Raw genomic sequence first — 13,208 nt, forward strand, 5'->3', positions numbered from 1 at the left:
ACTCCTCAAGCGGCGCGGCCGGCGGGCTCCGGATCAAAACGTGTCAACAGCGGATCATGATTGAGGATGGCCATCTCGTACTGCCGCAACACCGGCGATGGCTCGATGCCCAGCTCCTCGGAGAACCGCAGGCGCAGCTGGCGGTAGAGCTCCAGGGCGTCGGCCTGCCGGCCGGCCCGGTACAGAGCGACCATGAGCAGGCTGCAGAACTGTTCCGACAAGGGGTTCTGGTTCACCAGCTCGGTCAGCTCCGGGATGATCTTGGCGTGGCTGCCGTTCTTCAGCTCGAGGTCGAAGAGCATCTCCAGCGCCGTGTTGCGGGCCTCGTCATATTTGAGCGCCGCCACCTGGCACAGCGGGCCGCCGGCCAGCCCGCCGAAGACCGGCCCGTTCCACATGGCCAGGGCGCTGCGCAGGTCGGCGATGTCGCGGGCCAGATCGGTCCCGTCGCGGGCGCGGATCGCGTCGATGGTGTGCAAGAAGGAACACGCATCGATCTCGCTCCAGTGCACCGCGAAGCGGTAGCCGGCCACGCTGGTGGTCAGCCTCTCCGCGCTGTTGTCCGGCTCAAGACGGTGCAACGCCCGGCGCAGGCGGCTGATCTGCGCCTGCAGTGCGTTTTCCATCTTGGCCGGAGGCGTTGTCCCCCATAACTCTTCGGCCAGCGTATCGACAGATACGAGTTTATTCTCGGCTGCGAGAAACGCGGCCAGCAGCGTCTGCCGCATCGGGCGACGGGGCCGCAAGATCTGGCCTACTCCGCGGATCTCGATCGAGCCAAGCACAGAAAACATAAGCACATATGGCTTTTCCGTGCCGCGCTCGACCTTAAACGCCTCAGCGGTGCCAATGTTTAACAAATCTCAAATTATGTTACGAAGCGGCTCTCGCCTCTGAGAATGCTTGCTGGATAACGGAAACTGTCGCATCAACATCATCGGCGGTGGTCTGCCAGGAAGCCACCGAGATGCGCATCGCCGCCCGGCCGTTCCACATGGTGCCGCCGAACCAGCACTGGCCGCTTTCCTGCAGCCGTTTGATGACCTCGCGGGTGAGCTCATCGTCGTCGCCGAAGCGGACCATCACCTGGTTGAGGGCCACTTTGTTGAGCACCTCCACCCCCGGCACCTCCCGCAGCCGGCCGGCGAAACGCCGCGCCAGCAGGCAACAGCGGTCGATCTGCTCGGCAATCCCTTCTCGCCCAAGGGTGCGCAGGGTCGCCCACACGGGCAGGCTTCGGGCCCGGCGCGAGAAATCCGTCACCCACTCTATCGGGTCACGCTTCTCGGCCGCAGCGTTGGGCAGATAACCCGCGCGCTGATTGAGCATCGCGGAGCTGTGCGCTTCGGCATGCGCGACAAATACCAAGCCGCAGTCATAGGGGACATTCAGCCATTTATGCGCATCGCTTGCCCAGGAGTCGGCCCGGTCCAGGCCCGGTACCAGGCGCCGCAGCTTCGGGCTCGCCGCCGCCCACATTCCGAACGCACCGTCCACATGAACCCAGGCCTCGCGTTCGTGGGCGATGTCGCAGATCTTGTCCAGCGGGTCGATCGCGCCCGTGTTCACATCGCCGATCTGGGCACAGACGACGATAGGCCCGTCGAGTTTGGCGATGCGTTTGCGCAATTCGCCCACGCGCATGCGGCCCTGGCTGTCGCTGGGCACCACGATGACGCGGCTCGTGCCGAAGCCCAGATAGCGCAGGGCCAGGTCGATGGTGAGGTGACGCTGCGCCCCGACCACAATGTGGACCTCGGGCGCGCCTTGCAGCCCATCGTGTTCCACGTCCCAGCCCGCCTTGGCCAGCACGTGGTGGCGCGCGGAAGCCAGCGCGACCACGTGCGCCATGGCGCAGCCGGTGGGAAATCCCACCGACGTGCCCTTGGGCAGCCCGAACAGGTCGACCAGCCACTCGGCGGTGATCTGTTCGGCGACGGCGACCGCGGGGCCGAGCTCGTGCACGCCGCTGTTCTGGTCCCAGGCGCTCACCAGCCAGTCCGCGGCTATCGACACGGGATGGGTGCCGCCCACCACGAACCCGAAGTAACGCGGGCCCGAGCTGGCCACCACGCCCCCGGCCTCGGCGGCCTGTTCCAGCAGGCCCATCGTCTCGGTCGCGGGGATCCCCCGGGCCGGCAACGGCCCACCCAGCAGAGAGCGCAGCTGTTTGGGGGTGGCCGTGGCGCCCACGGGCCGCTCGGGCAGTCCCATCAGATAGGCCAAAGCCTGCTGCGAAGCCAGTTCCAGCACGTCCGTGCCCGCGTATTCCATAGTGTGCAAACTATTCCGGTGCGCTGATCGGACGCTGATGCGAACAATTCGAAATTGTCGCGTCAGGTGATGGTCAGCGTTCGATCAGCGCGCTGCGGGAAACTGGAGCCACTCCTTCTCAATGAATGAGGCGGGCCGTCGGACAGCGCTCTCTCCTGGCGGCCCGCTTTTCTTGCCCCATCGAGCGTCAGGCGATGGTCAGGCCGAGGTCAGCGCGGGTTGTGATACTTGCCGGTAATTGCACCCCAAGGAGTGGCGGAATGAATTCCAACACGGCAAGACTTCGCTCTTTGCGCGATGCCCGGGAGGTTTGCGAAAAATATCACCCGGGCCTTATCGCGGCTCTCGAAAAGACGCCCCTGACCAAACGCGAGGGTGCCAAAAGCTCGGTCGTCGAGACCTATCGTGAATTCGGCGGCCCGGGGCTTCTGGTCCCCTCGAAATACCAGGGCCCCGCGGCTAGCGCCCTTGATGCCAGCCGGGTCCAGCGGGCGGTCGGCTCCCTGTCGCCCTCGCTGGCCGTCGCCTCGGTGATGCACCATTTCACCGTCGCCATGCTGTTCAGCCTCGCCGAGACCGCGGAAAGGCTGACGCCGGAGCAGATCAAGATGCTTTCGGCGATCGCGACTGACGGTCTTCTGCTCGCCTCCGGATGGGCCGAGGGAAGCACCGACCAGAACATCCTGCTTCCCACCGTGGTGGCCGAGAAGACCAACGGGGGCTACCTCGTGAACGGCTCGAAGAAGCCGTGCAGCCTGTCCAAGTCGATGAACATCCTCACCGCGAGCGTGTCCATCACCGACGACCAGGGCCGGGCCAGCCTGGCGCTGCTGCTCATCCCCGCCGACTCCCCCGGTATCTCGGTCAAGCCGTTCTGGACCAACCCGGTGCTGGGCGCCGCCCAGAGCCACGAGGTCATCCTCAAAGACGTCCTGGTGCCCGACGAACTGGTGATCAGCAGCACCCCCGAGGACCTGCATCGCCTCGACGATCTGCAGACGGCCGGCTTCACCTGGTTCGAGCTGCTGACCACGGCCTCCTATGTGGGCGCCGCGAGCACGCTGGTGGATCTGGTCTACCAGCACCATCGCGCGACACCGGCGGTGCGTGCCGCATTGGCCATTCGGCTCGAGGCGGCGGTGGGCCTGGTCGAGGGCACCGCCAAGGCCATCGACGCCGGCCTGAGCGGCGATGACTCGGTCGCCGCTGTGCTAATCACCCGCTATGCGACCCAGGACTTGCTCTCGCGCGTGGTGGACGACGCAGCTGAATACCTGGGCGGGCTGGCCTTCATGCGCTCCTTCGACATCGCCTACCTGAGCTCTGCGGTGCGCGCGCTCGCTTTCCACCCGCCATCGCGCGCCAGCGTCGCCGAGCAGATGGACGAGTACTTCGTCGGCCAGCCACTTCGCCTCACGTGACGAAAGGAGAGTCGGATGGACCAGAAAAACCCGTTCGAGTCACCCATCACCTTCAAATTGCACCGCGCCGAGTACCTGGTGTTCTTCGCCATCTCCATCGTGCTCACCATCATCCACTTTGGAGAGATCAACTGGTGGGCATGGGCCGGATTGTTCCTCTACATAGATCTCATCGGCTACATCCCGGGCGCGATCGCCTTCCGGCGCAGCAAGGACGGCCGGATTTCCAAGACGTACTACGTGCTCTACAACACCATGCACAGCCTGGTCACCCAGACCGTCGTGGTCGGGCTGTGGCTGTTGCTGTTCGGGCCGGAATGGGCGCTGCTGGCGATCCCGTTCCACGTCTACGGCGACCGCGGGCTGTTCGGCAACTTCCTCAAGCCCTTCGGGCTGCCGTTCGAGCCGACCCCGAACCCGATCTACGAGCGCCTGATGGCCCTCATGAAGACCCGGTCCGACCACGAGGACAGGGTGCCCGCGCCCGTGCACCACGAGCGCGTCCAGGTGGGAGCGAGCAGTTGAAATCTCCCACCGTGTCGGAGCTGGAGACCAGCTCGGCCGCGCGATTGGCGCTGCGCCGCATCGCCTCGGGCGTGACCGTGCTGACCGTCAACCTCGACGGGGTACGCCACGGCGCCACCGTGAGCGCCGTGGTCCCCATCTCCCGCGATCCGCTGGTGCTGGGCGTGTGCCTGCGAAGCCCGTCCGGCTTCAGCGAGATGACCCGCCAGGCGGGCCAGTTCTGCGTGAACGTGTTGTCCACCAAGCAGGCCTGGCTCGCCACCCAGTTCGCCAAGCCCAACCGGCCGCCGGGCGACGCCCAATTCCATGCGGTGCAATGGTGGGCCGATCGGGTCACCGGCGCGCCGTTCCTGGCCGGCTGCGTGGCCCACCTGTCCTGCGCGGTGCTCAGCCACCACCCGATCGGCGACCACGACCTGATCGTGGCGCAGGCCATGGCCGGATTCTTCAACAACGGCTCGCCTTTGATCAGCTACGCCGGCGCCCTAATGGAGGAGAGTTCATGACCACCGTCATTGCCAAAGAAGCCGACTGGGACGACGCACCGTCACTATTGGACGGCGCAGCGAACCTCGAACTGACCGTTGAGCAATGCGACCTCGCCTACTGGTTCACCTCGGTGGCGCAGGGCACCCTGCGTGGCCGTCCGCTGGGCCACTCCGGCGACATCCCGACCCCCGAATACATGAAGACGCCCGGCCCGCTGCGCGAAGCGCTCAGCCTCGAGCTGGCCTACCGATCGCTCGACGAAGAAGCCGCCACCCGCGTTCTGGCCGACTACGTGGCCACCGCCCCAGGCATCCCCGAGCTGGAGTTCTTCAGCACCCAGCTGCTCGACGAGGCCCGCCATCACATGATCTTCCGCAATCACCTGGTCGATCTCGGCCATCCGCGCGAGGGCCTGATGGATTGGGTACGGGAGGTGGGCGCCGACTACGAGCGCCTGATCCTCAACCCGATCCGCGAATTCGCCACCCAGGTGACACGCGAGGAGCGTGACTTCGTCGGTGGCGTGGTCGCCTTCGCCATCATCATCGAAGGCGTCCTGGCCGCGTCGACCGAGCTGAGCGAAATCAAGTGGAAGGTGCTCGATCCGGTGGCCGGTGAGATCGCGCGGGGCGCCGCCATCGACGAAATCCGGCACCTTGCCGTCGGCAGTTCCTTTGTACGCCAGCACCTTATCGACCACCCCGAGTCGCGCGAACACGTGCTCGACATCCTGCGCCGGGGACGCAAACTCTGGGAGACGTTGGAGGACAAGGAATTTGTGATGAATCGCGAACGGCTCTTCCAGGAGGGCATGCAGCCGCATGCGGAGTTGCTGAGGGATTACGAGCTTTTCCCCGGTACCCGTCTGATCGATACCACACCGGAGGAGCGCTGGGACATCGCGGCGCGCTGGAACGACGAGCTGGCCGACGCGCGCCTGGCCTACATGGGCATCCCCGAGGCCATCGACCTGTTGCGGGCACAGGCTCCGCGCATCCTTTAGGAGAAACTGACATGAGCTCTCAGCCGCTGCGCGGCTCGCTGACCACACCGCGCATCGTGTTCCTGGTGGTGGCGGCGGCCGCGCCGCTGGCCGCCATGGTCGGCACCGTCCCGCTGGCGTTCGCGATCGGCAACGGCGCCGGGGTCCCGGCGACCTTCGTCCTGGCCGGGCTGGCGTTGCTGTGCTTCTCGGTCGGCTACGCCGCGATGAGCCGCAAAATCGTCAACACCGGCGGGTTCTACACCTACCTCGCCCGCGGGCTCGGCAAGCCGCCGGCCGTGGCGGGCGGACTGGTCGCCGTCATCGCCTACAACGCCCTTACCGTCGGGCTGGTCGGCGCCTTCGGCTACTTCGTCCAGCTCATCGCGAGCGACTACGGTGTGAACCTGCCCTGGTACCTGTTCGCCGGAATCGGCCTGGCCTTGCTGGCCTTCTTCGGCTATCGGCAGATCGACCTCAGCGCCCGCGTGCTGTCGGTGGTGATGCTGGCCGAGATCGGCATCCTGACCGTTCTCGCAATCGCCATCGTCGCCCAGCGCGGCGCGGCGGCGTTCCCGCTGACCACCTTCGACCCGAAAACGTTCCTCGCCCCGGGCCTCGGTGTCGCCCTGATGTTCGCCCTCATCTCCTACGTGGGTTTCGAATCCGCCGCGCTCTACGGCGAGGAAAGCCGTAACCCCACGCGAAGCGTGCCGCGGGCCACCTACGCCTCGATCTCGGTGATCACCGTCTTCTATGCGCTCATCAGCTGGGTCGCCGTCGGCGCGATCGGTGTGGCAGGCGTGACCGAGACCGCCACTTCACAGCAAGGTGAGCTGTTCTTCACGCTCAGCGGCGACTTCCTTGGTCAGGCCGCCACGGTGATGATGCAAATCCTGTTGTGCACCAGCCTTTTCGGCTCGACGCTCGCGCTACACAACGGCGCCAACAGGTACATGTACGTGCTCGGCCGGGAGCGGGTGCTGCCGCAGTGGCTCAGTGGGGTGCACCACAGCCGCGGCGTCCCGCACCGGGCGAGCATGGCTCAGGTCGCCATCACCGCGCTCATCGTGGCCATCTTCGCCCTAGCCGGCCTGCATCCGTACACCAACCTGGCCACAAGCATGCTGGGCCTGGGCACGCTTGGGGTGGTCGCCTTGCAGTGCGCCGCAGCCGTGTCAGTGCTCGGGTTCTTCCGCAACCGCCCCGACCGGCACTGGTGGCGCACAGGATTGGCGCCCGTGCTCGGCCTGATCGGGCTCGGCACCGCCGGTGTGCTACTGGTGCAGAACTTCGCCATCGTCACCGGCACCACCTCCCCCATCGTCAACCTTCTGCCGTGGCTGCTGGTAATAGCGGCCGTGGCCGGGGTGGCCTACGCGTGGTGGATGCGCGCCAACGATCCGCAGCGCTACCACGGGCTAGCCGAAACGCCTGCGCGCCAACAAGAGCGGGAAACGCCGCTTTGCCCACTCTGGCCAGAACCCGCACTCATCAACGGCAACCAGCGCTACGCCAACCATGCCTCGTCATACGACCGCTCCCGTGAGGGTGCGCAACCAGGGCGGCGCAGCCATGCATGACGCCAAGGCTCTGCTCGCCGGGCCGGCCAAGGAACGGCTGGCCCGGCGCGGGTTCGAGCTGCCCGTGGAGGAACTGCAGGCCCTGGTCACCCAGCGTTCGAAACTCATTGCCGAGCGCGACGCGTTGCGTGGCGAGCTGAAGAGCCTGGCACGCGAGGCAAAGGCCGAGGCCAAAGCGCGTCTTCGCCAGCTGGAAGAGGACTCGGGCGGCTGCGACGGCGAGCTTCGCCGAATGCTGCTCACCATTCCCAACCTGCCCAGCGACGATGCTCCCGACGGCGGGCCGGCCGACCCCATGGTGACAGTCCGCAGCTGGGGAACCGCGCCAGAATTCGACTTCCCACCACTGGACCACGTCGAGCTCGGAACCCGGCTCGGGATCCTTGACCCGGCCAGGGCCGCGAAGCTTTCCGGAGCGCGCTTCGCGGTCACCCGCGGCGCGGGCGCCCGGCTGGAACGGGCATTGGCAGGCTTCCTGCTCGATCTGCACACCGGCGAACACGGCTACCTCGAGCACGGCCTGCCCCATCTCGTGACCGCCGACGCCATGACCGGAACCGGACAGCTACCCAAGTTTGCCGATGATTTGTTTGGTACCAAGGTAGGCGATCGCGATCTGCTGCTCGTTCCCACCGCGGAAGTTCCACTGGTGAACCTCTACCGGGAGGAAATCGTCGACGCGGCGACGCTTCCTCTGGCCCTGACCGCGTGCACGCCCTGCTATCGCGCCGAGGCGGGCTCATACGGTCGGGACACCCGTGGCCTGATCCGGATGCACCAATTCGAAAAGGTGGAGTTGGTGCGCCTGTGTCATCCGGACCAGGCCGAGCGGGAGCTGCAGATCCTCCTCGGTCACGCCGAGGAGGGGCTGCGGCGTCTCGGATTGCACTACCGCGTGGTCGACCTGCGCGCAGGCGATCTGGGATTTTCGGCACGCCGAACTTTCGACATCGAGGTCTGGCTGCCCGCCCAGGGCGAGTACAGGGAGGTCTCCTCGTGCTCCGACTGCGGCGACTTCCAGGCGCGGCGCGCCGCCATCCGAGCCCGCGAACGCCAGGGCGGCAAGATCTTTGTCAACACCCTGAACGGCTCCGGCCTGCCCATCGGCCGGACCATGGTGGCCCTGCTCGAACAGGGTCAACATGCCGACGGATCGATAACCATTCCGCCTGCGCTGGTCCCCTACACCGGGTTCTCCAAAATTCCCTCGAATGGTCACGTTTAAAGATGTTTCCGGCACCGCTCAAGGGGAACTACCCCTGTTGATGGACCACGACCAAGGAGGTTCAGGTGGCCGCTCAGATCGGTAACGTAGGAATCGACACCAACGACATGAAGGGCGCAGTGGCCTTCTGGAAGAAGGTGACCGGTTACCAGGTTGCCTCGTCAGACGAAACCACGACCTATCTAGAGGACCCGGACAAGAAGAGTGTAGGGATCTCGCTGCTGGTGGTGCCCGAGGCGCGCAAGGGCAAGAACCGCCTTCACCTTGATCTGTTCACGGACGATCTCCATGGCGAGGTGGCACGCATAAAGAAGCTCGGCGCCACCGAGGTGAAGAGCTTCGCCGACGGCGACTCCGGCTGGGTGGTCCTGGCCGACACCGACGGCAACCAGTTCTGCGTCTGCGCTTCGTAACCACTGGGAACACGCTGGGCCGAGCGCGGTGCAAACCCGCCTGGCCCAGCGGTCGCGTCGATACACTGGCCCGCGGAGGCACATCGTGACTGAGCCCAAATACGCGCTCTTCGACACCCCGATCGGCAGCTGCGGCATCGCATGGAGCCCCGACGGCCTGCTGGCCGTCCAGCTACCCGAGGCCGACAAGCGCGCAACCCGCGCCCGCATGGCCAAACTGCTCCCCGACGCCGAAGAAGCCGAGCCGCCCGCAAAACTGCGCCAAGCCATCGCCGCCATAACCGACCTGCTGCACGGCAAACCCATAGACCTACACTCGATCCCGCTCGACATGAAAGACGTCCCCCCATTCCACCGCCGCGTCTACGAAGCGGCCCGCGAAATCCCACCCGGCGACACCCTGTCCTACGGCGCTATCGCCAACCGCATCGGCTCCCCCGGCTCAGCCCGCGCCGTCGGCCAGGCCCTGGGCCGCAACCCCTTCGCCATCGTCGTCCCCTGCCACCGCGTGGTAGCCGCGAACGGCAAGCTGGGCGGCTTCTCCGCCAACGGCGGCGTCACCACCAAAGCCAACCTCCTAGCCCTGGAAAACCCCGACCCCCAACCCTCCGCCGCGCCCAAGAAGACCAGCGCGGCCAGCGCGGCCAGCGCGACCAGCGCGGCCAAAGTCACCACGGGCAGAGCCAGCACGGCCAAAGTCAGCACGGCCAAAGCCGATAGCGCAGCAAAGGGTGTTGCTGCCTCAGCTAGCGGCTCAGCCACCGCTGGCGGAGGCAACAAAGCAGGCCGTGCAGCCAAAGCTAGCGTCGGCAAAGCGGGTGGCGCGGCCAAAGCCGGCGGCACTGCCAAAGCCGGCGGCGCGGCCAAAGCCGGCGGCACTGCCAAAGTCGGCCGTGCGGCCAAGACTGATGGTGCAGCCGAGGCGGGTGGCTACGGTTTTAGTCCGAAGACGGCGCTGGCTCATTTGCGCAAGGTTGATCCGAAGCTGGGCCGGTTCATCGACGGCGCTGGGCCGTTCGACATGATTATCAATCCGGCCGACAGCGTGTTCGGCATGCTCGCCGAGGCTATCGTCTACCAGCAGCTGACCGCGAAGGCTGCCAGCACCATTTTCGGCCGGGTCTGCGAGGCCACCTCCGGCGGCAAGCGGCCCAAGCCGAAGGATGTGCTTGCCACGTCTGAGGCCGACCTTCGCGGTGCCGGCCTGTCCAACGCGAAAACCCGTGCCCTGCTTGATCTTGCCGACAAGGCTGAGAGCGGTGAGCTTCCCACGCTTGCCAAGATCCGGCAGCTACCCGACGACGAGATCATCGAGACCCTTGTCAAGGTACGTGGCATCGGCCGTTGGACGGCCGAGATGTTCCTCATTTTCCGTCTCGGCCGCCCCGATGTCCTCCCGCTCGACGACTATGGCCTGCGGCGCGGATACACCATAGTGTTCGGCACGAAAGACCTGCCCAGCAAAGCAGAGCTGGAAAAAGCGGGCGAGAAGTGGGCGCCCTACCGCACTGCCGCCAGCTGGTACCTATGGAAGGCTGCCGAGCCGCCGGGCCTGACCACGTGACCGCCTGACGTTAGATGAAGAAGAGCATGTTCACGACGGGAAGCAGCACGGTCACCTGGAAGCCGAGCACGAAGGCGCTAAAGATGGCAAGCAGCCGGAACTCCATCCCGCCGCCGGCGCGGTATCGCCGCACGCCGACGACGAGGCTGCCCAGGATCATCGGGACACCCAGCCAGGACAGCGTTCCCAAGGCGAAGAGCGTCCAGCCTGGCCAGCTGCGCGCGACGAACCCGTCGACCGGCCTTGGGAATGCCGGCCGGTGCAACAGGCTCACCGTCAAGATGGTGAGGCATAAGACGAAAAGGATCGCCGATCCCAGTACCATGGCATAGGCGGCCATATCCACATCGCGGTCGCCAAATCGTTCGGCCTGTTGTCTAATTTGGATATTGCGATGGCTGGCCCACTGGTGCAGCCCCAAACTGATCGACGTGACGGCGATCCAGAACCAAACGTAGGGCCCTGAGGCGAACCGCTGGCGCAAACCCGACCACATCAGCGAGCGCCGTCCATGGCCGCTCAACGGATCTTCGCCGTTGTCGCTCGCATCGAGCATCATGGCGACCATGTCTGCGCCGTGCCTTTCGCGCCACGGCTTGGAGTAGAAGCGCAGGGCGCGCCAGTAAGGGATGTGAGCTGTGGTCAAAGCGACTCTCCCAATGCCGGGCGGCGCGCTATCCGGCGCACCGCCTTCTCCATCGTGCTACGACGCTGTGCCTCAGCGGCAAACACGGCCTTTCCGGTAGCGGTCAGCCGGTAGTTGCGGCGCAGTCGGCCGCTGACGATTTCTTCGCTGGAGATCTGGATCCAGCCGTCGTCGAGCATGCGATCGAGCGCCTTGTAGAGCGTGCCCGGACTCAGGCTGATCACACCGTCACTGAGCGCCCGAACCTGCTGGATGATGCCGTAGCCGTGGAGCGGCTCGGTCAGCATCGACGCAAGGATCAGGTATTCGTGTTCAGTGAGCGCCCGCCTACTAGTCACGCGAGCCATATTACGCTCAGGAATATATAGGCGCAAGCGTACGGTCGATACTGTTGCGGCACAACGGTTTCACTTCTCTTGTCCTTTTAGTACATGCGTGCTAGCCTTGCTTCGTGACTGGGGCGGGGGCCTTGTGGAGCATGTCGGACAACGAGTTGTCCGGCGAGCTTCTCCAGGTGTGGGCCGCCGAGCAGGCTATCGTGGCGCGTCGTCTTGGGCTGGTTCGTGAGATTGACGGGCGCGGGCTGGCGGGTCGTGAGGGCGCTACCTCTGCGGCGGTGTGGCTGCGTGACAGGCTTCGGGTCACGATCCATTCGGCGCGGCAGATGCTGTCGCTGGCCGCTGTCCTAGATGGGCCTTGTGAGGCAACGGGAGCGGCGCTGGCCGATGGTGTGGTCAACGTGCAGCAGGCCCGCGTGATCGCCGATGCGGTGAACGATCTGGGCGAGCACGGCCCGGCGGTTCAGGCCAAGGCCGAGCAGGTGTTGCTGCATCCCGATTGTGTGGTGCTGGAGCCGGTGTCGTTGAAGGTGGCCGCCGACCATGTCCTCGAGCATGTGGCCCCAGAACTGGCCGAGGAAAAACAGCGCCGCGACCTGGAAGCCGCCGAGCGCCGTGCCGCCCGAGACCGGGCGTTCACGATGAGCCCCGACGGCACCGGCCGGGTCCGGCTATCAGGCTGGCTCGGCCACGAAGCCGCCGCCATCATCAACGCCGCCATCGACCCGCTATGCGCCCCAGCCGGCAAACACGACGACCGCACCGCCACCCAACGCCGCGCCGACGCCCTCACCGAAGCATGCCGCCTCACCCTGGCCGCCGGCGAGCTACCCGAAAACGGCGGCGACCGGCCCCAGCTCGTGCTCACCATGCGCCACGACGACCTCCTGGCCCGCATCGGCCACGGCATGCTCGACACCGGCCAGCCCCTCACCCCCGACACCGTGCGCCGCATCGCCTGCCAAGCCAACATCATCCCCGCCGTGCTCAACACCACCGGCCAAGTCCTCGACCTCGGCCGCCAACGACGCCTGTTCACCGGCCCCATCCGCCGCGCCCTCATCCTGCGCGACGGCGGCTGCGCCTTCCCCGGCTGCGACAGGCCGCCACGCTGGTGCGACGGCCACCACATACTCTCCTGGCTCCTCGGCGGCGCGACCAGGCTCGACAACGCCGTCCTGCTCTGCGGACACCACCACCGGCTCATCCACCACAGCGAATGGGAAGTCCGCATCGGACCCGACGGACTACCCGAATTCCTCCCACCATCCTATATGGACCCACTGCGCAGACCACTTCGCCACCACCGCCATAGACGGCCCTAACGGGCCACCCCTCGCCACCCTCACCACCACGATCGTCCTTTCCGGACCTACCCCCGGTGAGTCCACACCTCACCAGCGCCGCCGGTGGGAGCTGGGGTGGCCGCGAATAAATAGTCTGGCGGTGGGGCGCGGTGGTGCTAGCTTGATCGCTATGACACGACTGGTCCAGGTGGATCTCCGATCCGGTGACAGGTTCCTCACCTGCTGGGTGGAACCGCGGGTCCGGGTTGGAGATCAGATCACCCTCAAGAATCATGAGGAGCCTGCTCTGCGTTGGGACGTTCTGCGCGTGGGCACGGCTCGCGACTCGGGCGACATCAAGCGCGGCTGGGCGAATTTTGTTGCGCGCGGCGGGCGTCAGGCGGTGTCCGGATAGCGGTTGTCCATTGTGGACAGCGGTCCGGGAAAGTTGGTGAGACGACG

14 protein-coding genes are annotated in these 13,208 nt (G+C 66.0%); 10 read left to right on the forward strand and 4 right to left on the reverse strand.

Annotated features, from left to right (window positions below; all coding sequences use genetic code 11):
- Nucleotides 1–5 precede the first annotated feature (5 nt).
- Together Rhe02_RS00575 and Rhe02_RS00580 are read right to left on the reverse strand one after the other, a co-directional pair.
- Nucleotides 6–728: an AfsR/SARP family transcriptional regulator gene (locus Rhe02_RS00575; RefSeq protein ID WP_373320563.1), complete on the reverse strand. Its 723-nt coding sequence runs from the start codon at nucleotides 726–728 to the stop codon at nucleotides 6–8.
- Nucleotides 729–873: 145 nt separating this feature from the next.
- Nucleotides 874–2,274, reverse strand: a complete 1,401-nt coding sequence (locus tag Rhe02_RS00580) for a pyridoxal phosphate-dependent decarboxylase family protein (protein WP_203905997.1) — start codon at nucleotides 2,272–2,274, stop codon at nucleotides 874–876.
- A 260-nt stretch (nucleotides 2,275–2,534) separates the two neighbouring features.
- Here Rhe02_RS00580 and Rhe02_RS00585 point away from each other — a divergent pair, with 260 nt between their 5' ends.
- The 8 genes from Rhe02_RS00585 (at nucleotide 2,535) to Rhe02_RS00620 (ending at nucleotide 10,476) form a co-directional block, all read left to right on the forward strand.
- The gene (locus Rhe02_RS00585) at nucleotides 2,535–3,695 is read left to right on the forward strand and encodes an acyl-CoA dehydrogenase family protein (protein WP_203905998.1); all 1,161 of its coding nucleotides are present in this window, start codon (nucleotides 2,535–2,537) and stop codon (nucleotides 3,693–3,695) included.
- Nucleotides 3,696–3,710: 15 nt separating this feature from the next.
- Entirely contained in the window at nucleotides 3,711–4,220 is a 510-nt protein-coding gene (locus Rhe02_RS00590) for a hypothetical protein (RefSeq protein WP_203905999.1), read from the forward strand.
- The gene (locus tag Rhe02_RS00595) at nucleotides 4,217–4,726 is read left to right on the forward strand and encodes a flavin reductase family protein (RefSeq protein WP_203906000.1); all 510 of its coding nucleotides are present in this window, start codon (nucleotides 4,217–4,219) and stop codon (nucleotides 4,724–4,726) included. The genes Rhe02_RS00590 and Rhe02_RS00595 overlap by 4 nt, the downstream gene beginning before the upstream one ends.
- Complete coding sequence (locus Rhe02_RS00600) at nucleotides 4,723–5,712, forward strand: ferritin family protein (RefSeq protein WP_203906001.1); 990 nt, start codon at nucleotides 4,723–4,725, stop codon at nucleotides 5,710–5,712. The genes Rhe02_RS00595 and Rhe02_RS00600 overlap by 4 nt, the downstream gene beginning before the upstream one ends.
- Nucleotides 5,713–5,723: 11 nt before the next feature.
- Nucleotides 5,724–7,274, forward strand: coding sequence for an APC family permease (locus tag Rhe02_RS00605; protein ID WP_203906002.1), 1,551 nt, complete (start codon nucleotides 5,724–5,726; stop codon nucleotides 7,272–7,274).
- The gene (gene serS / locus Rhe02_RS00610; RefSeq protein ID WP_239123128.1) at nucleotides 7,237–8,499 is read left to right on the forward strand and encodes a serine--tRNA ligase; all 1,263 of its coding nucleotides are present in this window, start codon (nucleotides 7,237–7,239) and stop codon (nucleotides 8,497–8,499) included. Before Rhe02_RS00605 ends, serS begins: the two co-directional genes overlap by 38 nt.
- A gap of 65 nt (nucleotides 8,500–8,564) precedes the next feature.
- Nucleotides 8,565–8,912, forward strand: coding sequence for a VOC family protein (locus Rhe02_RS00615; protein ID WP_203906003.1), 348 nt, complete (start codon nucleotides 8,565–8,567; stop codon nucleotides 8,910–8,912).
- A gap of 85 nt (nucleotides 8,913–8,997) precedes the next feature.
- Nucleotides 8,998–10,476: a methylated-DNA--[protein]-cysteine S-methyltransferase gene (locus Rhe02_RS00620; RefSeq protein WP_203906004.1), complete on the forward strand. Its 1,479-nt coding sequence runs from the start codon at nucleotides 8,998–9,000 to the stop codon at nucleotides 10,474–10,476.
- Between the two features lie 10 nt (nucleotides 10,477–10,486).
- Here the strand turns inward: Rhe02_RS00620 and Rhe02_RS00625 are convergent, their stop codons facing one another.
- The gene (locus Rhe02_RS00625) at nucleotides 10,487–11,122 is read right to left on the reverse strand and encodes a hypothetical protein (RefSeq protein WP_203906005.1); all 636 of its coding nucleotides are present in this window, start codon (nucleotides 11,120–11,122) and stop codon (nucleotides 10,487–10,489) included.
- Nucleotides 11,119–11,460: a PadR family transcriptional regulator gene (locus Rhe02_RS00630; protein ID WP_239123130.1), complete on the reverse strand. Its 342-nt coding sequence runs from the start codon at nucleotides 11,458–11,460 to the stop codon at nucleotides 11,119–11,121. The genes Rhe02_RS00625 and Rhe02_RS00630 overlap by 4 nt, the downstream gene beginning before the upstream one ends.
- Nucleotides 11,461–11,573: 113 nt before the next feature.
- On the opposite strand from Rhe02_RS00630, the gene Rhe02_RS00635 reads away from it, so the two are divergent.
- Nucleotides 11,574–12,785: an HNH endonuclease signature motif containing protein gene (locus Rhe02_RS00635; protein ID WP_239123132.1), complete on the forward strand. Its 1,212-nt coding sequence runs from the start codon at nucleotides 11,574–11,576 to the stop codon at nucleotides 12,783–12,785.
- A gap of 151 nt (nucleotides 12,786–12,936) precedes the next feature.
- Nucleotides 12,937–13,161, forward strand: coding sequence for a hypothetical protein (locus tag Rhe02_RS00640; protein ID WP_203906007.1), 225 nt, complete (start codon nucleotides 12,937–12,939; stop codon nucleotides 13,159–13,161).
- Nucleotides 13,162–13,208 lie beyond the last annotated feature (47 nt).

Origin of the sequence: Rhizocola hellebori (assembly GCF_016862955.1) — a bacterium.
Lineage (GTDB): Bacteria > Actinomycetota > Actinomycetes > Mycobacteriales > Micromonosporaceae > Rhizocola > Rhizocola hellebori.